This is a genomic window from Clostridium sp. CM036, from assembly GCF_055081135.1.
The window spans coordinates 796,186-815,605 of sequence record NZ_CM143652.1 but is presented as its reverse complement, the minus strand read 5'-3'; the positions used below and the strand labels follow the sequence as shown (position 1 = coordinate 815,605).

At 33.9% G+C, this 19,420-nt stretch carries 18 protein-coding genes, 1 pseudogene and 1 other annotated feature; of the genes and pseudogenes, 7 read left to right on the top strand and 12 right to left on the bottom strand.

Annotated elements, in window-relative coordinates; all coding sequences use genetic code 11:
- Positions 1–52: 52 nt before the first annotated feature.
- Together ACWJKE_RS03885 and ACWJKE_RS03880 are read left to right on the top strand one after the other, a co-directional pair.
- Positions 53–736: an ABC transporter ATP-binding protein gene (locus ACWJKE_RS03885; protein WP_216304075.1), complete on the top strand. Its 684-nt coding sequence runs from the start codon at positions 53–55 to the stop codon at positions 734–736.
- Positions 733–3,138, top strand: coding sequence for an ABC transporter permease (locus ACWJKE_RS03880; RefSeq protein ID WP_216304076.1), 2,406 nt, complete (start codon positions 733–735; stop codon positions 3,136–3,138). The genes ACWJKE_RS03885 and ACWJKE_RS03880 overlap by 4 nt, the downstream gene beginning before the upstream one ends.
- A 368-nt stretch (positions 3,139–3,506) precedes the next feature.
- Here ACWJKE_RS03880 and ACWJKE_RS03875 read toward each other — a convergent pair whose 3' ends face one another.
- From ACWJKE_RS03875 to ACWJKE_RS03850, 6 genes are all read right to left on the bottom strand, one after another.
- Positions 3,507–3,722: a helix-turn-helix domain-containing protein gene (locus ACWJKE_RS03875; RefSeq protein ID WP_462959159.1), complete on the bottom strand. Its 216-nt coding sequence runs from the start codon at positions 3,720–3,722 to the stop codon at positions 3,507–3,509.
- The gene (locus ACWJKE_RS03870; protein WP_442781453.1) at positions 3,712–4,023 is read right to left on the bottom strand and encodes a recombinase family protein; all 312 of its coding nucleotides are present in this window, start codon (positions 4,021–4,023) and stop codon (positions 3,712–3,714) included. Before ACWJKE_RS03870 ends, ACWJKE_RS03875 begins: the two co-directional genes overlap by 11 nt.
- Positions 4,024–4,198: 175 nt before the next feature.
- Positions 4,199–5,212 (bottom strand): tyrosine-type recombinase/integrase, encoded by a 1,014-nt coding sequence (locus ACWJKE_RS03865; protein ID WP_216304077.1) that lies wholly within the window; start codon positions 5,210–5,212, stop codon positions 4,199–4,201.
- Positions 5,209–6,189, bottom strand: coding sequence for a tyrosine-type recombinase/integrase (locus ACWJKE_RS03860; protein ID WP_216304078.1), 981 nt, complete (start codon positions 6,187–6,189; stop codon positions 5,209–5,211). The genes ACWJKE_RS03865 and ACWJKE_RS03860 overlap by 4 nt, the downstream gene beginning before the upstream one ends.
- A complete protein-coding gene (locus ACWJKE_RS03855; protein ID WP_216304079.1) occupies positions 6,186–7,424 on the bottom strand; it encodes a tyrosine-type recombinase/integrase in 1,239 nt (412 codons plus the stop codon). The genes ACWJKE_RS03860 and ACWJKE_RS03855 overlap by 4 nt, the downstream gene beginning before the upstream one ends.
- 420 nt (positions 7,425–7,844) lie before the next feature.
- Positions 7,845–8,591 carry an alpha/beta fold hydrolase gene (locus tag ACWJKE_RS03850; RefSeq protein WP_216304080.1) on the bottom strand — a complete coding sequence of 249 codons (747 nt, stop codon included), beginning with the start codon at positions 8,589–8,591 and terminating at the stop codon, positions 7,845–7,847.
- A gap of 494 nt (positions 8,592–9,085) precedes the next feature.
- On the opposite strand from ACWJKE_RS03850, the gene ACWJKE_RS03845 reads away from it, so the two are divergent.
- Positions 9,086–9,334 carry a hypothetical protein gene (locus tag ACWJKE_RS03845; protein ID WP_216304081.1) on the top strand — a complete coding sequence of 83 codons (249 nt, stop codon included), beginning with the start codon at positions 9,086–9,088 and terminating at the stop codon, positions 9,332–9,334.
- A gap of 179 nt (positions 9,335–9,513) precedes the next feature.
- Here the strand turns inward: ACWJKE_RS03845 and ACWJKE_RS03840 are convergent, their stop codons facing one another.
- The 3 genes and pseudogenes from ACWJKE_RS03840 to ltrA form a co-directional block, all read right to left on the bottom strand.
- Entirely contained in the window at positions 9,514–9,684 is a 171-nt protein-coding gene (locus tag ACWJKE_RS03840; protein WP_375294754.1) for a His/Gly/Thr/Pro-type tRNA ligase C-terminal domain-containing protein, read from the bottom strand.
- 100 nt (positions 9,685–9,784) lie between these two features.
- A pseudogene (locus ACWJKE_RS03835) lies at positions 9,785–10,469 on the bottom strand (threonine--tRNA ligase); the annotation flags it as partial.
- Between the two features lie 98 nt (positions 10,470–10,567).
- Positions 10,568–10,792: a binding site (T-box leader), on the bottom strand.
- A 452-nt stretch (positions 10,793–11,244) separates the two neighbouring features.
- On the bottom strand, positions 11,245–12,654 hold the full coding sequence (gene ltrA / locus ACWJKE_RS03830) for a group II intron reverse transcriptase/maturase (protein ID WP_462952630.1): 1,410 nt from the start codon (positions 12,652–12,654) through the stop codon (positions 11,245–11,247).
- A 625-nt stretch (positions 12,655–13,279) separates the two neighbouring features.
- Between ltrA and ACWJKE_RS03825 the strand changes: the two genes are divergently transcribed.
- The 4 genes from ACWJKE_RS03825 to ACWJKE_RS03810 all read left to right on the top strand — a co-directional run bounded on the left by ACWJKE_RS03825 (position 13,280) and on the right by ACWJKE_RS03810 (position 15,690).
- Positions 13,280–13,630, top strand: a complete 351-nt coding sequence (locus ACWJKE_RS03825) for a hypothetical protein (protein ID WP_253198212.1) — start codon at positions 13,280–13,282, stop codon at positions 13,628–13,630.
- Between the two features lie 290 nt (positions 13,631–13,920).
- Positions 13,921–14,352: a DUF4829 domain-containing protein gene (locus ACWJKE_RS03820; protein ID WP_216303499.1), complete on the top strand. Its 432-nt coding sequence runs from the start codon at positions 13,921–13,923 to the stop codon at positions 14,350–14,352.
- Complete coding sequence (locus ACWJKE_RS03815; protein WP_462953848.1) at positions 14,333–14,545, top strand: GNAT family N-acetyltransferase; 213 nt, start codon at positions 14,333–14,335, stop codon at positions 14,543–14,545. Before ACWJKE_RS03820 ends, ACWJKE_RS03815 begins: the two co-directional genes overlap by 20 nt.
- An 815-nt stretch (positions 14,546–15,360) precedes the next feature.
- Positions 15,361–15,690 carry a DUF3784 domain-containing protein gene (locus ACWJKE_RS03810; protein WP_216303498.1) on the top strand — a complete coding sequence of 110 codons (330 nt, stop codon included), beginning with the start codon at positions 15,361–15,363 and terminating at the stop codon, positions 15,688–15,690.
- A 637-nt stretch (positions 15,691–16,327) separates the two neighbouring features.
- On the opposite strand, the gene ACWJKE_RS03805 is transcribed toward ACWJKE_RS03810, so the two are convergent.
- From ACWJKE_RS03805 to ACWJKE_RS03795, 3 genes are all read right to left on the bottom strand, one after another.
- A complete protein-coding gene (locus ACWJKE_RS03805; RefSeq protein WP_216303497.1) occupies positions 16,328–17,005 on the bottom strand; it encodes a 5'-methylthioadenosine/S-adenosylhomocysteine nucleosidase family protein in 678 nt (225 codons plus the stop codon).
- 322 nt (positions 17,006–17,327) lie between these two features.
- Positions 17,328–18,515, bottom strand: a complete 1,188-nt coding sequence (locus ACWJKE_RS03800) for an IS91 family transposase (RefSeq protein ID WP_216304460.1) — start codon at positions 18,513–18,515, stop codon at positions 17,328–17,330.
- Entirely contained in the window at positions 18,508–19,356 is an 849-nt protein-coding gene (locus tag ACWJKE_RS03795) for a site-specific integrase (RefSeq protein WP_216304459.1), read from the bottom strand. Before ACWJKE_RS03795 ends, ACWJKE_RS03800 begins: the two co-directional genes overlap by 8 nt.
- Between the last annotated feature and the right edge of the window lie 64 nt (positions 19,357–19,420).

Below are 19,420 nucleotides of genomic sequence, written 5' to 3'. Positions count from 1 at the left end.
TGGGATATGTTCAATAAATGATCTTAATAAAAATTCAGAAGAGGTGTTTATATTGGATATTTTAATAGCCAAAAATTTAAGTAAAACTTATGGAAAGGGTGAAGTGAAAGTTGACGCACTGAAAGAGGTATCTTTTTCAGTTGCAAAAGGGGAATTTGTCTCAATAGTAGGACCATCCGGTTCAGGAAAAAGTACACTGCTTAATCTCCTTGGGGCATTGGACTCTCCAACCTCTGGAAATGTATTTCTTGATGGCAAAGACATTTCTACCATGAAGGAAAAGAATCTCTCCGTCTTCCGCAGACGTAACATTGGATTTATTTTTCAGGCATTCAATCTAATTCCCGAACTAAATGTAGAAGAGAACATTTTGTTGCCACTGCTACTTGACTACAAGAAACCGGATATGAAATATATTGCTGAACTTTTGGACATACTTGGGCTCTCCAGCAGGAAACACCACCTTCCAAACCAGCTTTCTGGGGGACAGCAACAGCGCGTAGCAATCGGGCGTGCCCTTTCAACTCGTCCGGCAATTATTCTGGCAGACGAACCCACGGGAAATCTTGATACAAAAAACAGCAAAGAGGTAATCAATCTTTTAAAGCTTTCTGTCGAAAGATATAATCAGACATTAATTATGATTACCCACAATCCGAGTTTTGCCTCCTTCTCGGATCGGGTGCTAAACGTAGAGGATGGTATTGTATCCGAACTAGGGAGGGCTAAAAAATGAAAAACTATCTTGAGCTCGCACCAAAATACCTCTCTGCCCATAAACGAAAAACACGCCTGACTATCACCAGCGTTGCCATGGCTGTTGCACTGGTTGTCGGTATTTTTTCTATGGTAGATGCGTTAGTGAAATTTGAAAAAGCACAAGTACTAAAGGATCAAGGTAACTACCATATTTTAATTCGAAATCCGTCCCCAAGAGAGATTCAAGTCATTGGTAGCCGTATTGATGTACAAAATGCTGGAACCTGGAAAGACCTTGGTGAAGGAACCATCAACAGTGAGAACTGTGCCCTCACATCTCTAGATGAAAATTTCGCGAAAAATATCAACTTTAATCTTAACCAAGGCCGTTACCCGACTTTTAAAAATGAAATTATGCTTGAAAAATGGTTTATGGAAAAATCTAAGCCGGCACATAAAATCGGTGATGCAATGACAATTACCTTACCAGACGAAACAGTTCAAGAGTTCATCATTAGCGGTATATACAATGACTGGGGTGCTACCAAAGCTGCTGCTATACCTGCCGTATTCGTGTCAACAAAAATGTCGGAACAGCTAAAACCGAAATCAAGCCAATATTTTGTGCTATTTAAAGATGGTGTAAATATCACACAGGTTGAAGGAGAAATCAAGAAAACTTTGAATATAGCAGATGACCGCATAGGGCGCAACGAAGGTCTTTTAGCCCTCATGATGCAAACAAAAAACAATACCATTTTGAAGATGTATGCTATCGGCGGCGTCTTATTCTTTATCGTCCTTATTACAAGCGTTGTAATGATCTATAACACTTTCAACATTTCAGTAATGGAAAGAGTTCGCCAATTCGGAATTCTGAGATGTATAGGGGCGTCACAGACACAAATAAAGCGTTTGGTAAAAAGAGAAGGCTTATCCATAAGTTTGAGAGCAATCCCCCTTGGCGTATTCGCCGGTATTTTGATAACCTTTATTTGTTCGGCAATAATAAAATTTTACAATAACAAGCTTTTTGGTGATATTTCATTGATTAATTTCAGCGCATTCGGCATTGGCGCGGGTATTGTAATAGGGTTTCTGACAGTCTTTATCTCTTCCTTATTACCTGCAAAAAAAGCTGCAAAAGTTTCTCCTGTAAGTGCCTTGAACGGAAGCGGGGATACAAATATATCCCAAAAGACCAAGAGAGGCCTTCTTATGAAGATATTTCACGCTGAAATTGTTATTGGCATTAGCAACGCTGTTTACAAGAAGAAAACTCTTTTCTTGATATCTAGTTCTATTGCTCTCAGCATCATTATGTTTATGTGTTTTAGTGTAATCGTCAATCCCACGTTTTTGGGAATGAAAGCTACGGAAGTCTATACTCCTGACGTTTCAATCACATCCTCGCAAGGTATTGGCGAAAATATATACAAGAAACTGTCAACGCTTGGCGGTGTAAAAAGGGTGTATGGAAGAATGTCAAACTATGTGTATGCTACGTTTGACGTTACAAGGCTGACGGACACCTATAAAAAGGAAATGGGTCCCATCAAGACAGAAAGCAATGGCCTTATGGTTGCAACGGAGAGGTCATGGATTGTTTCCTATGATTCAATGCAAATGCAATGGGCAAAGAAATCATTAATGGCTGGAGGTATGGATGAAAATGAACTCAATGCTCAGAATGGTATTGTGGCCGTTGTTAAAAATTACAGAAAAGGAGAATTAGCGGCAGACGCAAGCCTGAAAGTTGGTGATGCTGTCTATATTAAAACTGCTACAGAGACTAAAGAATATAAAGTCATGGGAGTCTTGAGCTCTATGCCTTATGAAAGCGAAAAACAGGCATTAACTACATTTATCACCACCCAAAAGCAGTTTACAGAAATCACTGGAGATATAACCTCTAACTATAAGACAATCGATATACAACTGAACAAGGATAATCAAGCACAAACCATAAATGAAATAAAAGCGTTAGTCGGAAATTCAGTGACACTACATGACATTCGTCAGCTAAGCGCAGAAGCAAATAACTCATTTATGACTATCGCAGTATTTATTTACGGATTTGTAGGTATAATTACACTCATCAGTATTCTAAACATTATCAATACGATGAATACCAACATCACATCCAAAACTAAGTATTTGGGAATTATGCATGCAATAGGCATGTCTGAGAGACAACTCACAAGAATGGCATTGGCAGAAGCTGTCGTCTATACGGTGAGCGGCTGCATAGCAGGATGCACCCTAGGGGTTCTACTACAGAAAACCCTGATGTCCTTACTTATTTCTAACTGGGAGTTTCCTGTATTGCAAGTCGTACTGATATTCATTATTTCCATTCTAGCTGCATCGTTCTCTATCATCAGCCCATTGAAGAGAATAAAGGCTCGTGGGATTTCTGAAGTCATTGGATCGCTCTAACTGCCAAAAGGACTCATAAAGAAGTGACAAAAACCTCCAATATTTCGCAGATAAACAGATGAAATATGGGGAGGTAACTTTAGATCATGCCTATTTTGTTTTTTATAAATAGGGTGTTTTTGCCTATCCTCGCGAAAAGATGGATTAAGCAATTTATCTAAAATGACTTTTTTTATATTCTAGGGTAAGTTCTAAATCACTCTTTTTTATTCCTATTGGTGTGATTCAGAGAAATGTTGGCGAGACGCCCTAAGGGCCTATTTATAGGGGTTTGTGTAGTAATGGAACAGAAAGCTGGTATAAGAACAGAAAATAATGGTATTCATCTTTTTCAAATTTAATATCTCCAATGTTACACAATGTACTTATTAAACTTTTCTTTTCCTAACTCCTCGAATTAGTGTTGACTTACTTATTACAGTTATCTCTGCAACTGCTGTATATGAATTGTTTTTTAGCATTTGAATCGCATTATTTATTCGTTTTGATGTATATATCTTAGGTCTACCCTCTTTAAAGCCTTCTTTAGTTTTTGCAATTGCTTTACCTGTTTGGGTACGTTCAATAATTGTATTACGCTGCATCCTCGGCAACTGATAATAGTGTAGTTAAAAAAAACTTACCCATACTTGTATTCTCTAGCAGTCCACCATTAATTACATGGACAGATATTCCTTTATTAAATAGCTCTTGAACTATGCTAATGCCTTCTACAGTATTTCTAGCCAATCTGTCTAGTTTAGTAACTACTAAGGTATCCCCCTGTTTTAAATCCTCTATCAATTTATTGAATATAGGTCTATCTATTGTAGTTCCTGTATACTGCTCTACTCTAATTTCGGCACCATCATATCTATCTAGTATATTCCTCGTCTGAACCTCTATGGAATGTCCTTCTTTTAATTGTCCTTTTGTACTTACCCTTGCATTATCTAGCAGGTCACATAATGTTCGTTATGTGAGGTAATTCAAATTTGAGTATAAAGGCGATGAAAGCCTTGAATTACCAAGTGAAATACTGAAATTACCTCACATAATTTTTGAATTTGTAATGGGAAAATTATTCTAGAAATCCCGGAAATGATTTCTTTACTGTTTCGTCTGATTCATTTACAGGGATCACATTTGGAATTTTCCGTTCTGTAAGAGCCTTTGTTATCGCCATCTGGCTAACCTTTGCATAACGCTCAGTAGACTTGATCGTAGTGTGACCGAGGAAGTCTCGAATGTATATGATCTGGATACCGGCTTCAACCATATGAACACTTTTACTATGCCGAAAACTGTGCGGTGAGTAATTCGCTTCCCTAAACATTTCTGGACATTTTATCCTTGCCAACCTCACATATTTTTCAACAATATTGCGGATGCATGATGTAGTCATTTTTTCATGGGTTTGGCTGCTAAATAGAGGATGAGCGTGAGAATCTTCATTATCAAGCTTTTGAGACTTTATGTATTGCTTTATCAGCTTGGAGCATTCGTCTGTCAACGGGATTTCTCGTGTTTTTCTCCCCTTGCCATGCAGCTTTATTCGGGTTGGGCGACCAAACCTAACATCGGCGACAGTAACGTCACAAAGCTCCTGAGCTCTGGCAGCACTATCATAGAGCAAGCATAACAAAGCTTGATCTCTTCTTCCTAGCCGGTTTGATACGTCTGGCACCTTAAGGAGAATGCCAATTTCTTTAACTGTAAAGTAGGGAAAGGCAACACTTGGTGTTTTCTTAGACGGCACAGCGCTGATGCGATTGAAAGCAGAAAGTGCATCCATTTCACGCCTAGATGCATATTTGAAGAAAGCTGATATCGAAGCATGCCGCTGGTTTCTCGATGATGCGCTGTAATTACGCTCCTCTTCGAGCCAAAGAATAAACTCTTCCATGAGTTCTACAGTAAAATGTTTATAGGCAATCAGATAATGGCGTATTCCTTTTATTTCATCCATGAATTTAAACAGGATACGAAATGTATCTTTGTACGAAGATATGGTGTTTTGGCTATAGCCACCTGTCTTTGGGAGATATATTTCAAAATAATTTCCCAGCTGCTGTATAAATAATGTTGTTTTCATTCCGATACCTCCGGGAAAACACAAGAGGTATAGGCTGCCATCTGGTCAACAACCTCAGCGTGCATCTCAGATGTCATGCGAAGATATTTCTCCGTACCATAGAGATCATAGTGTCCCATGTATGTCGAGAGAAACGGTGCAGATTCATACAAGTCCCTTCCCTTACGGTCCATTCGTCTGAATGAGTCTACAGCAAAAGTATGTCGAAGACAATGGGGACAAATACCTCTGCTGACTTTGGTTCCATCCGACAATGCTATTCCTGCACTTTCCAGTACAATGCTGAACCAGCGCCCCGCCCAAGCTTGTGAAAAACGCTTATGGTTATGACTTTCAAAAAAATATGCTGTATCTTCTGAATTGCTATGGAGCAGTTTGCAGTAATTGCGGCAAATATCAGTCAGCGAACAATCCATTGGAACAATACGATCCTTTGACCCTTTTGCATTAAGGACGTGAAGTACCCCGTTTTTCAAATCTACATCCTTTAGCCGCAGTGTGAGTGCTTCATCAAGCCGCAATCCGCAGCCATAAATCATCCTGAAGAGTACAGGGAATATGACCGGTGCTTTTGTAACATGTTTTTTGCGTGGCAGATTATCACAAACCGCAAACAGCCTTTTCATTTCATCCTCCGAAAAAATGTATGGCACATAATCGTTGTTACCTTTTGGCCTTTCCGGAATAAATGCCGGAATATCCAATATACGCATGTATTTAGCAAACTGCGTGTAATAGGACACATAAGTTACCAAAGTATTGGCGTTTAATTTGTTTGGAAATGAGTATAGCCATGAATCTATAGTTTTCGCTGGAAGGCGTCTTTCGCATAGTCCATGTTCCACGAGAAAAATGTCCAGTGTTTCCAATGTATAGGCTTCATGGCGTATTACATGACCTTGAGCGGTGCGTAATTCAAGAAAAGATCTTATCTCAGGCGCAAATACGCTATGGAAGTTAAAGTATTTTTTTCTCATATAACATCCTCCTCTCCACAGAGATACTTGTAGAACATTCCTGAAGGGGGAGGCACCTGCATCGCACATTCTCTAAGATGAGTTATGTCAACTTTCACATAATGCTGAGCGGTGTTCGGATCTTTATGCCCGAGAACTTCGGTTATGACGGGATAGCTGTATCCTTCATTCAATAGAGCGGTAGCAAGGCTTGCCCTAAGAGCATGCGGTCCATGCTTTCTACCGTCTATCTGTACTCCCGCAGTCGTAAAAGCTCTTGACACTATGAGATATATTGCTCTGTCACCTAATAGCCTTATTGGTGCATCATACGAAAGAAATAGATAGTCGCTGTTATGGTCTGATCTTCCACCGTGATGGGTATAATCCAAAATCGCATTCCTTATCTCGTCTGTAATCGGAAGCGTGAGATGTTCACTCGTCTTTACCTGTGTAATTTCAATAACGTTTGCTGTAAAATTCAGATTTTCAAAGCGAAGATTGACAATATCAGAGCTCCGAATTCCAAGCCTAGCGATTAGTATCAATATTGCATAATTCCGTTTACCATACTTGGTATTACGATCTACGGAGGAAAGAAGCCGTTCAACTTCTTCCGTAGAATATACTGACGGTACGGGGATATGCCTTCTAAAAGAAGGAACTGCTACACTGAAATCCCTTTTGAGAAGCTTGTGAGAATATGCATATCTGAAGAATCCTCGGACCGTCTTTCGAAACAAATCCTTATCCGAAGCATCAATATATACGTTGTGAATGTGCTGCGGTTGCAGATCTTGAAGAGAGGTTATCCCGTGTAGCTCTAGCCACTTAAAAAAACGGGCAAGCGCCCTTGTACGAATGCGAACATCCAATGCACTTTTTAAAATGCCCCGAATATACTTATTATAGGCATTCGTAAAACTGTCAAAACAAGAATGGTCAAACTGCCCTATATCCCCAAACGCATAGTGTTCTGGCATTCTCAACAAAACATGATCAAGCCTTCGCACTTCCGACTTAAACGCTCTAAAATACTCCAGCGAGAGTGGCGGTTGTCTTCTAGAGACTTCGTCAATAAAAGCAGCCCCGATTTCTACAGAATATTTACCACCATAATTCTGTTTGGAAAACACGACCAACTGCTTGATTATGCTCCTATGTTTTCGTATTGCATTTTTACTGTACTGCTGATGTTCCATCAAGTGGAGAACTTTCTGTATCAAATCAGTAACATCAGTTTCAAACTGAATCATATCTTATTCCCTCCTGTGCTTTAGTTAGTCTTATTCTTTGAATAAGCTATTATAATTTTAGCCAGAGAAGAGAATAATTATGCGATGTAATTTGAGGAATATTATTGGTATTGCAAGGCTTTTATCACTTCAATGCACAGTTGAGAATTACCTCACATAACTTGCATAACCTATTATCATTATAACCCCTTTTTAGCATATTGATTTGATTATACGTAAGTGTTTTATAGGTATCAATACTGTTAAGTTATGACATTAAGATTTTATACATTTTCTTATACATTAGGGTTATATCCACTATCTAATATTAAAAATAAAAAGAGCAGAAATTTCTGTTCTTGATGTTGCACAATATAAGAATATTCCATTATAAAAACACCATAAAATTCAATTCTGAATAATACGGTGTTTTATTATGACCTAGGACAAAAATTCCAAAACTAAATTTCTAAACTCTTTTTTGTTACTAAACATAGCAGGATGATTTCCATTCTCAAAAATAACCAATTTAGAATTTTTCATTTTTAAATTAATAGCTTTTAATGTACTTTGGACATTAGGTATTAAATCATCTTTCGAGCTTCCTGTAATTAAAACATTATTTTCTATGTTACTAAGTTCATAATTAAAAAAATTACCTATGTTTCTTGAAAAATCTATAATTAAGTTTGTATTTTGATCAATAACATTTTTCCAATCAAAGCCATGCATTATAAACCAAAATAATTTAGAACCTAACTTGTTTTTTGCTGTTTTTCTATCATCTACAATTTTTTGCGCAAACTCATAAGATAAATTTTCTCCCATAAAACTATCTACAATTATTCTGTTAAATAAATTAGGTTGTTTCAATACAGCATTTAAAGCAACAATAGCCCCGCCACTTGTACCTAACAGATTAACATCGCTAATACCAATGTGCTTACATAATTCAATAATTAAAGTAGAATTAAAATGCCAATAATTTAATGGTAATTTATCTACTCTCTGAGATTTCCCTTGACCTACCAAATCTAATAAAATTACTTTAAAGTTTTTAGAATAGAATTTTAATTCTGATATAAACATTTTTGAGGAAGCTGTATCTCCATGTATAATAACTAAAGGTCTCCCTTCACCAGATACTTTATAATATATATTAATATTTTCATACTTAAAATAAGACATTTTCAACCTCCCAATAGCAAATATTGTAAATTTTTTTAATGAATATTTGATTTATATAATCTACATGGGAGAGTTAGTAATTACTCTTACATATAGACTATTTTAGTTTATTAAAAATCCCCATTATGATACCTCCTTGTAGTTTAGCAACTCACATTATTTTACAGATGTGTCTTAATATCAAGGACTATTATACCACTACCGATAAGCTACTTATAGTTTTAGATTGGGGGTTGTGTAGTAATAAGGCATAAACAGAATATAATTACAATTTATTACCGAATAGTTTTTTGTCCATTGGTTGCAATGGTCTCGCTTACCAGATAATATTTGTTTGCTAAGTCAAATGAATAATGCCCTACAATATTTACATTGCATAATTTTGTATTTTTCAACATAATATGTTTTTATATTTCATCATAAATTGTTCGATTTATGATGAAATATTACAAAAAAACATATTTTTAAATATGACTTAAGTAGAGGAGAATAAAATGAAAAACAGACAAAAAAATAAACCAATATGTATATTAATTACTTTGATTATTTTTAGTTTTACTATGCTAACTACTAATATTACATCAAATGCAGCGGACATAAGTCCTAAAAATATAGATTTAGTAATAGTATTTGATGATAATAATATTGATGAAAATGTAAAAAATATTATAACTAATTCTGGTGGAAAAGTTGTAGAAGAATTTGCTGAATTAGTAATTAATAACCTGAATGTAACACAATAAACAATTGAGTTACATTCACATTGAGTCTATTACTCGTTTTGAAAGAATTGTAAATATACTCTATTTTTAAAATCAGTCTTTTAAATTTGAAGTTATTGTTTCCTAATATAAAAAAGCATACAACACAATAAAAATTATGTTATATGCTTTTTCTCCTATTTATGACTCATATGATACACCTAATTATCTAGCATTTTACCATCAATTTCCTGTGTGATCCTTGAAATAAAGGCCTCTAGTGAACAGTTACCCTCATCACCATTTTTTCTACTTCTGAGGGATATACTCTCTGAGTTTTGTTCTTTTTCACCAATAACTATGATATAGGGCAATCTTTCTATGCTACCCAAAATCACTCTGTGTATAACAATAGGTCTATGCTTTTCTCCATCACTGCCGATATATTGTAAGTCAAATCTTTGGGGAAGGTGTAAATCTAGTTGTATAGTTCCACATTTCTTTGTTTAATATCATAGGAGTTTCTATCTCAACATAACGATTTTTCTTATGAAGTTCTCTCCAGTACTCAATTAAATTATTCTTTAAAACTACACCATTGGGAAGGAAAAATGGAAATCCTGGTCCCTCATCCATTAAAGCAAATAATTTTAGTTCTTTACCAAGTTTTCTATGATCCCTTTTCTTCGCTTCTTCAATCATATTCAAATATTCATCAAGTTCACTTTTCTTAGCAAATGCCGTTCCATATATTCTTTGAAGCATTTTATTTTTTTCGCTGCCTCTCCAGTAAGCTCCTGCAACTGATAATAGCTTAAAGGCTTTTACTTTTGAAGTTGATAATACATGTGGCCCTGCACAATGTTCTATAAAATCTCCCTGCTTAAAAAAAACTAATTCTTCTCCTTCTGGTAAATCATTAATGAGTTCTATTTTATAGATTTGTCCCTTATCTTCCATAATCTTCAAAGCTTCTTTTATAGAAACTACTGATCGCTCTAATCTTAAGTCTTCTTTAACTATTTTTCTCATTTCTACTTCTATTTTTTCGAGTATATCCATAGTAAAGGGTTCTACTACATCAAAATCGTAATAAAATCCATTATCTATTGCAGGGCCGATAGATAATTTAGCATTTGGATATAATAGCAAGTATATGATAGGCGGTGTGTCTAAGTGCCCTTCTTCTTCATTAGAATTTATTACAGTGCCATCCTTTATTACAACCTTTAACATAAATATTCCTCTTTCAAAAAATAATAAACCCGCCCCAAAGTAAGGGACGAGTTTTATCGCGATTCCACCCAAATTACAGAAGCATAATTAAAAACACTTCTATCACTCAACACCACTAACGCCGGCTCGCGGAATTACCTACTTAAGTTCAGTAATCAACTCAGAGGTGGTTTTCAATATTGCTTGTTCAAGAAACCTTACAGCCGGTGAGTTTCTCCCTCTTAGAACAGCATACTATTTACTTTTCCTCTTCACAGTTTTTAATTAAAATTAGTATATTCTAAATTGTTTTCATTGTCAATATATGTTTCACTTTGGGGCTATTGCCTATTCCTTAAAAAATTCATTTTCAATGTAACATAACGAGTTGACTCTTTACTTTGAATGTATTACAAATCAGTCTTAATATAATAATAAGACTCCTCAGTCAAAGGCTGGTCCACATCCGATTTTCTCCTTCATGCTTCATACGAAAACCTGATGTGGCACAAGCTCTTTCACTGCTCTAGGTCACAAATGAAGCTTTAGACAATCTTACTCACTGCCTAGAAGTAAACTAATCTATTAAAGTACCTAAGCATTCATCATTCTATTTAAGTTTAGTAGCAGTCAGTAAACTTCTCCAAAGCAATCGAGTAGGAGCTAAATAATTAATTTATTTAGCGACCTCTCACACCACCGTGCATACCGTTCGGTACACGGCGGTTCAATAGAAATTAATGTTTTAATAAATATGTCTCAGATATAGAAACTAATCCTATATTTTTAAGGTATTTATTGGTCAATGTTTTGTTTAATATAGGGCTATTGGATGTTCTCCAATAGCCTTTCCTTGTATTTGCATATTGCAAAGCTTTATTGTTTGGTATTCCTAATTTAACAAGGTTCCCATATTTTGTTTTAATCTTTTTCCATTGTTTCCAAAAACACATTCTAATTCTTCGCCTTAACCATTCATCAAGTGTTTTAAGAATACTTTTAATGTCTGCAATAGCAAAATAATTTATCCATCCAACTATCACTTGCTTAAGTTTCATAAACCTATATTTCATGCTCATCGCATTACTTCTTGAAGTTAATTCTTTTAGCTTTGCTTTGAATTTGATTATAGGTTTTTGAGGAACTCTCATTCTGTATTCACCTTTTGCTCGGTAAAATGAAAATCCTAAAAATTTAAGTTTCCAAGGTCTATCTACTGTACTCTTTTCTTTATTCACTCTAAGCTTTAACTTTTCCTCAATAAATCTCGTAATACTCTTCATTACTCTATTTGCTGATTTCTCACTTTTGACGTATATATTCGCATCATCAGCATATCTACAAAAGTTTAGTCCTCGTTTTGTTAGTTCTACATCGAGTTCATGTAACATTACGTTACTTAATAATGGGGACAAAGGCCCGCCTTGAGGTGCTCCTTCTTCTGTATTCATAAATACCCCATTTATCATCACTCCACTTTGTAGATACTTTCGTATCAGAGAAATTACTCTACTATCTTTAATATCTTCCGATAGTATCCTTATTAATTTATCATGATTTATCGTATCAAAGTATTTAGAAAGGTCTATATTCACCGTCCATGTATGTCCAGCATTAATATATCCCCTACATTTTTCAACAGCTTGTTTTCCACTTCTTAAAGGTCTAAAACCGTAACTATTATCAGAAAATTTCTTTTCATATATTGGTATTAGAGTTTGTGATATCGCTTGTTGAATAACTCTATCTAATACAGTAGGTATTCCAAGTAGCCTAATTCCACCGTCAGGTTTTGGTATTTCTACCCTTCTTACGGCTAGAGGTCTATATCTACTTTCTAATAATGATTGCCTTAATTCTTGTCCATGCTCTTTTAGATAATGTAGAAGTTCATCTACTGTCAAACCATCAATCCCATGACTTCCTTTATTGGCTTTTACTCTTTTATATGCTTTATTCATATTATCTCTCGATAATATCTGCTCGAGTAAACCATTATCATATTCATTCACATCGTTTCTTCCTTCTTCTGACATAGAGGAAATACTATGCACTTCTACATTACCTTCGAGTTCCACTCTATTCTCTCGTAGAGAGCCTTCTTTATGAAGTTGTCTGCTTTTATCATATTTTCTCGTATCCTTCAAAATTCCAAAACCTCCTATTGTTCAGTCCTTCCCACGCTAACGCGTTTTGCATGGTACTATGACGTCTGCTGACTTCTGATAGTTCAGCCATACATCACTGTATGGGTTGTTATTTCTAAATTCATATCCACAACTTACCTATCAGATCTCCCCGGGTAAGAACGCAATCTTTCACTCCATCTATCTGCTACATTTACACCACTTGTTTCGAATAGTTTTGGGCTTCGTTTTGTATTGCAAACTTACCCACAAGCATATGCCTTATATGTAGTTTCTGTTCGTCAGACCGGAGTTTGGCCGCCAACTTCCTTCAGATTCCATCTCACGATGGACACCCTTGTCTTAAGCTATGCACTTGGCACTATTAACCCGTGCTAGGGACTTTCACCCATTAGATTGCGCCCATGCCGGGCGCACAATGAAATTATTCCCCCTTCATCCAGGGGAAACAGATCCTACTGCACTACAGCAGGATCTGTTTTTTGTTTTCAACCTACTAGGGGTATAGGTAGTAACGGAACTAAAAACGGCTATAAGTATGTAAATAAATGGAGTTGAAATTTAAGAATACATTTCTTAAAGCATCATATATATTTAATAATGCTTTAGGATGGAGATGTTATTTATGAAATTCAAATCAATAACAATGATACTAGAAATACTTTTATTTGTTGTTGGTGTGGCTGGATGTACAATGATGTTTATGCAAATGGGATTACCAACAGCCATGTTAACAATAATTACAATGCTTTTAATTATTAGTAGCACCTTTGAATTTATAAAAACTCAAAAACTGCGAAAATTAGTATACCCTATAATTACAACTTATTTTTTTGTAGGAATGCCTATTATAGAAAAGTTCACAAATAATGAAGTTTTCTTTGTGGGCTTTGCTGTATTAGGGTGTGTTATTACTATCATATTTGTTTATAAGGACTTAATAATAACCAACAAAGAAAAAGAATTACCACATTAAGAGGTCTCACCAACATAATTTTGAATCACACCAGTAGCAATTTTATAATATCTACGTAAATCTTAATGTATTTTACGTAGATATTCATAAATGTTTTGTTATACTTTACGAATATATTTTATAGCTTTTTTCAACCCTACGTAAAGGTATACCTTTACGTAGGGCAATTCGTTTTAACATCAAACTATAGTTTATAAAAATGGTGTTTAATGGTATAATTTTTCTAGTGATTAAGTCACAACGGTAAAATATTGTTCATTAAATGACTTTAAAATGAAGAGGGTTTTTATATGAAAAAAATAATAGCTTTTCTTTGTCTAATTTTAGTAGTATTATTTTTATTGGTTTATAAACAAGTTGGTAAAACCAACAATGCTGTAGTAAGTATTGGAAAATCAGATAAGTTTAGCCAAGGGGAAATGAATGATGCAACAAATTGTGTAAAGAAAAAATTCAAGGATTTTAGGGGATGTAGTCTTACAAAATTATGGTATGACGAAAAGAAATCAAATTATTTTATTGGAGGTTACTTGAAATATGGAAAAGGTTCAGCGAATGGTGTCAAGTCTGAGAATGTAATTGTTTTGCTTTCTACTTTTAATGTAGATTTTTCAGGAGGTGATGGGAGTTTTAATCCAAATTCAACTTATTCTAATTGGAATTGGACATTAATAAGGGATAGTAAAACAGGTAATTGGCGAGTTGACGATTGGGGATATTAAAACTAATACAACTGAAATGTTAGCATTACTCTTAATAGAATGTGTCGAATTAGATATTAAAAAAGTCTTAATTACTTGCGACAAAAATAATATTGTATCGGTAAAGACTATGATAAATAATGGAGCTAAATTGGCAAATGAAATACCAGAAGGAAGTAGAATTACTCAAAGATATTGGATAACTTTAAATTAAATTAATAGCATTATCTATAAATAGAATAATCCGCATTTTTCTTATATTGATGATAAACATTGATATTAGTTAGTTTTAGGCTATTTTTTATTCTTGTTGGTGTGATTCAGAGAAATGTTGGCGGGACCCCTCTTATCATTTAAAACCGCAAAATTCTTTATATGGAATATATGTTATATATAGTATAATTAAGCAAATGGCGTGGAGCCAACGGAACCGACAAAACCCACGTTAATGAATATAGTTCCATAAACCTTCGTTTTCGGTACTTAAATATAAACCTTAGGAATAGTCACTTTATACGTGATTTTCAGTTCCAAAACTATTACCAAAAACAAAGTATCAAAACAACTCTAATATAACTTTTATGGTACTTATTTTTAAATATTATTTGCTTAACGTAGGCGAAAGTCATGTTTTATATCCATTTTATGTCTTAGCGTGGGGTTTGTCGGAAATGTTAGCGCTCCCCCTAAATAAGCTAATTAATAAAATTATGCGGAATATAAGGAGGACTTCGATATGACTGATTTAGAAAAGAATAACGATAGAGAAAGCATTGATGAAAATATAAAAAAATCTAAAAGCAAGCTACTAGTTATGGAGCCTATTTAAATGCCGTGAAATTTTAGTTTCACAGCATTGTATCTTTGAAATATATTTTTAAAGGATTGTAGATCTATAATATAGAATAAGCTAATTAAGCAAGTATTTTGTGTCGTGCTCGTATTTTTATGAGAGTTAGTTGTCTCTCAAACTAATAGAGAAATAGGAATTGATATAATATAACAATAATAAAATGCAGGAGATTTTATATGAGGAATACGGATGTATATGGGTTAATTATAATTACATTAATTATGGGAGGGATGTTTACATTTTTAGGATTGATAATTAAAAGTCAAAATGCAGGAGATATGCTGAATGGATTTGATGCGAAAAAATATGATAAAGATAAAGTATCAAGGATAGTAGGCGGAGATATGTTGTATACTGGTCTATTAATTATTCTTATAGGGGTTGGTGGGGTTTTTTTTAGTAGCAAATTTTATAATTATTTAACTATTGCACAGGTCGTTATTTTCATACTAGGAATTATAAAAAGTATATATGATATGGATAAAAAATGTAGAATAAAAAAATAATTATGCAGTCTTAAAGTAAACGATATAAGAAGATAAAGTGGTAGGTAATATTCATATATTTCGTCGCAAGTACCCCCAAGATCTTAACTATGGGTGGTACTTGCTTTCAGTGTATATCTATACACTGAAAGTAACACATTACTAATTGTGTTACTTTCACATTGGATCTATTGCCTATTCCTTTGAAATTTCATTTTGAATGTAACATAACGTATTGACTATTTACTTTGAATTTATTACAAATCAGTCTTAATATAATAATAATAATAAGACTCCGCGGTCAAAGGCTGGTCCATAGCAAATTTTCTCCTTCATTCTTCATACGAAAACCTGATGTGGCACAAGCTCTTTCACTACTCTAGGTCACAAATGAAGCTTTGGACAATCTTACTCACTGCCCAAAAGTAAACGTCCCAGAGGGCACAAAATCAATGTACTATATTTATAATATATCTTATAAAACAATACATTCAAATGTACAATAATAAAAAAGGCTTTAGTTAAACCTACTATAAACCTTTATATATCAACGCTTTATGTTACTTTTACGAATGTAAGGTTTTAGTCAAAATCGTACATTCGTTTGTGACGTAATTTATGAAGAGTGTGAACTAATATGCTCAAAATATAAGTATGTTTATAAATTGTTAAGGATTTTGTTTGTTATCTCCATACAAATTCTTGCGGATTCATTAATCGCGTTTTTAAATTCACTAACTCCACCAGCAATGCTGTCAGATACAGTTTTTATCAACAAGCAGGGAATTTTGTTTTTATTACAAGTCAATATAATTCCAGCAGCCTCCATTTCACATATATCTGCATTAAAACTATTATGTAATTCTTCTTTTTTCTCTTTTGATGCAATGAATTTATTCCCTGAAGCACAAATTACTTTTTTTAACAACGGTTCAATTTCAAGGGCTTTATCCACAATTTCTTTTGTTGTGGATATATAGACACTCGGGTATTCAAGATGTCTTCCAACACTACATCCATCAGCCTCTGATGTATCAAAATCATAATGAACAACACTTTCAACAATACACGTTCTCGCTAATGCCATCTCATGTGTCAACCCACCTACAATACCAAAGTTTACAATGAAATTTACTTTAAATTGTGATATTAAAAACTGTGTTGACGTAGCCGCAGCAATTTGTCCAGCTCCGGTATGTATAACAAATAAATTATTTTCACCCAATTTATATTGATATACCGAATAGCCTATAAATTCTAATTTTTTTATCGGTATTCCATATTTATTTAAAACAGATTCTATTTCAACAGCAACAATCATTCCTATATTTTTCACTTTAGTCACCTCCATAAAATATATATAATCTTTATGTCGTACTTTGAATAGGTTTGGATTCAGATGTTGAGCCGATAAAAACTATCACCATAAGTATATGCTTAAATGATGATAGCCACTAAAGTTGCTCAATTTCTGAAACAAGCTAAAGAACGATGCCGCGTTTCCACTACTATGGAGATTCAATCTTTTCCCTCTTTCTGAAATTTTCTTTAACACTAAGAGTATTAACTTTAATTTCCACAAATGCATCTTAAATCATTCTAAGCCTTGATTATTTTCTAAAAATAGACGTAATTTCCCCCTCCCCTAAATAAAAACTTTATGCTATTTTATTTATTCCTCCTGGTGGCGAATAATTTTGGCGATTTAATTTCTCTTTTGTAATCATTTTACCTTTACCACAGCAAGAACAGATATTTATATCTATCCCTGTAAGCTTTAAAAGAAGCTCCGCTGCACTTAACTTAACTTCTAAATTTTGATTTTTATTTTCTATTGTCCCTGTAAGTTCTTTGCATTTTTGAAGCTTAGTTGACCTATTTCTATTGCTTAATATTCCATAATGTCTAATTTTAACAAACTTTCTTGGTAAAACATGCATGAGAAATCTTCTAATAAATTCATCTACTGTAAGTGTCATAAACTTTTCTTTATTATGGTCTTTATAATCTCTCCATTTAAATGTTACATATCCATTTTCTAAATTTACAATTCGATGATTAGATATCGCTACTCTATGAGTATATCTACCAAGGTATTCAAGTACGTACTCCGCACTCCCAAAAGGAGGTCTACAATATACAATCCATTCTTTTTTATATAACTTATCTATGAAGCTCTGAAATATATGTTTCTTTGTTAATTCCTCAATTCCTGTAGTATATTTAAGTGCATTACTATAATAAGCTCTTTTAAGGTAAAATAAAAATTTACCTCTAAATTTTCTTGAAAGCACTTTCACTGGGATAAAGAAATCTTTTTTTGAATTTATCCATCGGTTACCATCTAAAGTTAATCCGCCACTAGGAACTATGCAATGTACGTGTGGATGATTCATTAAATTTTGACCCCACGTATGCAAAATTGCCATAAATCCAATTTCTGCTCCTAAATGTTTTTTATCACTTGAAAGTTCAAGTAGTGTTTCAGAAACAGATTTAAATAGAATAGAATACATTTCCTTTTGGTTTGTTAATGTTATATAGTTAAGCTCTTCAGGAATAGTGAAAACTACATGAAAATACCCTACGGATAATAAATCCTCTTTTCTTTTTTCAAGCCATCTTTCCTTGGATAAAGTTTGGCATTTAGGACAATGCCTGTTTCGGCAGGAATTATAAGAAATCCTAACGTGTCCACATTCATCACATTCGTCTACATGACCACCAAGCTCTGCTGTTCTACAAGCTTCAATAGCTATCATAGTTTTTAAAATATTCAGCGGAAGCTGATGATTCCTCCTATATTCATCACCATGTTGATTGAATATATCTTGAATCTCAATCATCGTTCTCTCCTAAGAGGATATCCAACGGACTCTTTATATTAAGTAAATCCATCCTTCTAAGATGTAAATAGATAGTGGTAGTAGTAATTCGGGTATGTCCTAAAAGTCTTTGAATGTAGCAGATATCCGTACCAGCATCCAATAAGTGAGTTGCAAAGCTATGGCGAAGCGTATGGACAGTTGCATGCTTAGTAATTTTAGTTTTTTTTATAGATTTCTCGAGCGTTTTCTGAACACTACGTGGACTTATAGAATCTGTACGACCCTTTCCAGAAAATAAATATTCCGTAGGATGATATCTGCTCCAATACTCTCTGAGGATTTCTAAATTTGCTTTAGACAACAATGAATATCTATCTTTTTTACCTTTGCCCTCTCTAATTAATATTTGCATGTTTTTACTATCAATATCTGTTATTTTTAGGTTGCAAACTTCACTAACTCTTAATCCTGCGGAGTAGACCGTCATGAGAATTGCCTTATGCTTGAGGTTTTCAGTAACATCAAAGATGGATTTAACCTCATCTGGAGATAATACAGCAGGTAATTTTGATGGTTCTTTCATCCTTGCAATTTTGTCCGAATTCCAATATCTATTTAGAGTTTTAGTATAAAAAAATTTAAGACTTGAATTAATATAATTAACTGTTCCTTCACTTAATTTTTTTTTAATGATACAATAATGTAGATAGTCACAAATTTCTTTTTCACCTAAATACTTTGGTGATTTGTTGTAAAATTTAGCAAAGTTACTAACGTGATTGATATAGCTTTTTATAGTCATTGGACTATAACCCCTTAGTTCCATATCCATTTTCATTTTTTCTTTTAATTCTGACATAAATAATAACACTTCCTTATTTTTTATTTCGACAATAAAAGTTTATAGGAAGTGTGTATTATAA

Excerpts from the sequence above, each read along its gene's own strand:
- ACWJKE_RS03880 (WP_216304076.1), top strand. The coding sequence starts at position 733 with ATGAAAAACTATCTTGAGCTCGCACCAAAATACCTCTCTGCCCATAAA.
- ACWJKE_RS03875 (WP_462959159.1), bottom strand. The coding sequence starts at position 3,722 with ATGCAGCGTAATACAATTATTGAACGTACCCAAACAGGTAAAGCAATT.
- ACWJKE_RS03865 (WP_216304077.1), bottom strand. The coding sequence starts at position 5,212 with ATGAAAACAACATTATTTATACAGCAGCTGGGAAATTATTTTGAAATA.
- ACWJKE_RS03860 (WP_216304078.1), bottom strand. The coding sequence starts at position 6,189 with ATGAGAAAAAAATACTTTAACTTCCATAGCGTATTTGCGCCTGAGATA.
- ACWJKE_RS03855 (WP_216304079.1), bottom strand. The coding sequence starts at position 7,424 with ATGATTCAGTTTGAAACTGATGTTACTGATTTGATACAGAAAGTTCTC.
- ACWJKE_RS03850 (WP_216304080.1), bottom strand. The coding sequence starts at position 8,591 with ATGTCTTATTTTAAGTATGAAAATATTAATATATATTATAAAGTATCT.
- ACWJKE_RS03845 (WP_216304081.1), top strand. The coding sequence starts at position 9,086 with ATGAAAAACAGACAAAAAAATAAACCAATATGTATATTAATTACTTTG.
- ACWJKE_RS03825 (WP_253198212.1), top strand. The coding sequence starts at position 13,280 with ATGAAATTCAAATCAATAACAATGATACTAGAAATACTTTTATTTGTT.
- ACWJKE_RS03820 (WP_216303499.1), top strand. The coding sequence starts at position 13,921 with ATGAAAAAAATAATAGCTTTTCTTTGTCTAATTTTAGTAGTATTATTT.
- ACWJKE_RS03810 (WP_216303498.1), top strand. The coding sequence starts at position 15,361 with ATGAGGAATACGGATGTATATGGGTTAATTATAATTACATTAATTATG.
- ACWJKE_RS03800 (WP_216304460.1), bottom strand. The coding sequence starts at position 18,515 with ATGATTGAGATTCAAGATATATTCAATCAACATGGTGATGAATATAGG.
- ACWJKE_RS03795 (WP_216304459.1), bottom strand. The coding sequence starts at position 19,356 with ATGTCAGAATTAAAAGAAAAAATGAAAATGGATATGGAACTAAGGGGT.